Source organism: Vibrio sp. Vb0349 (assembly GCF_033338975.1).
The window spans coordinates 1-1,032 of the sequence record NZ_JAWOTS010000463.1 but is presented as its reverse complement, the minus strand read 5'-3'; the positions used below and the strand labels follow the sequence as shown (position 1 = coordinate 1,032).

The following is a 1,032-nucleotide window of genomic DNA, read 5'->3' as shown; positions in this document are numbered from 1 at the left end:
GTAAGTATTTGTTAGTAAATGATAATAAAAGGTGAGACTCTGCCAGAATAAGGCTAAGTGATGGCCTTATTCTGTACAATTATTCGCTACGCCGCGTGGTCGAGCAGGGGAGCCATCTGATACAACTCCTCAAGAATGGCTTTGGTTTGTCGTGAATACACCAATCGGTCACGGTCGCCTACAAGTTGAATCGCTTTTACCTTACCAGATACCAAACACAGCCTTAATGTTCTCAGTACCATTTGAATATCCAGCGATGGCGTACCTTCAAGATTGTTTTTCGTTGATAGCGAACCCAAATCTATCGTCACAATGATTTGGTCACAGTGATCCAAATAATTGCTGATTTGCTGCTTTACGTGGTTGCGATGTCTGAACGTAAACTCACGATCCGTTACCCAATCACAGCCTTGATCTTCGGCGTATTCCAAGGTTTCTTGTTTCGTGTCTTGCTCGCTTACGCCAGCAAAAAATAGTCGCACGTTTTGATAGCGAGAAAGGGCAAAGTGAAACGCTGAACCCATGCGAGGTTCAAGCGTCGGCTTTAGGCTCATCTTATGGCCGATATTCACAATGCCCACTTCATCGCGGTACGACACAACGACAGGAAGCATCGATAAAATGGCTTCCGTGCAGTTAGAAACCAACACAGGGATAGAGTGGCGAGAAAGCGATAGGCTCAATGCTTCCTGAAATTCACCACTCTCTAATTTTGAGTGAGAAAAATGACCGAAATTCGCTGCTGTCGCGTGATCATGTTGTTGATACAACCATTCGCTCGCGTTTTCCAAACTTTGGTCTGCTAATTCAAACGCACCTTTAGACATAGGGGCTAAGTGTTCGCAAACCGTCATAAAAGAAAAAGGATAATGATGCGGCTGCTTTGGTGTGTGAAGAAACTTATAGCGTTTGAAAAAGCTTAACATGATGAATTACCTTTCTGGTGGTAGTGCCCTTGCCGCCTGCAACACATGCAAAATAATGCGCTGCTTATCCTTTTCTACTCGGTGTGCCGGAGCCATAACCGAAACT

At 44.6% G+C, this 1,032-nt stretch carries 1 protein-coding gene and 1 pseudogene; both read right to left on the bottom strand.

The genetic code is table 11. The annotated features are described in order from the left end of the window. Window positions 1-86: 86 nt before the first annotated feature. Complete coding sequence (locus R7Q47_RS26620; RefSeq protein ID WP_318090317.1) at window positions 87-926, bottom strand: arginase family protein; 840 nt, start codon at window positions 924-926, stop codon at window positions 87-89. Between the two features lie 6 nt (window positions 927-932). Next, a pseudogene (locus tag R7Q47_RS26615) lies at window positions 933-1,032 on the bottom strand (IclR family transcriptional regulator); the annotation flags it as partial.

Bases quoted from the DNA above. Each gene is read 5' to 3' on its own strand.
- R7Q47_RS26620 (WP_318090317.1), bottom strand. From the start codon at position 926: ATGTTAAGCTTTTTCAAACGCTATAAGTTTCTTCACACACCAAAGCAG.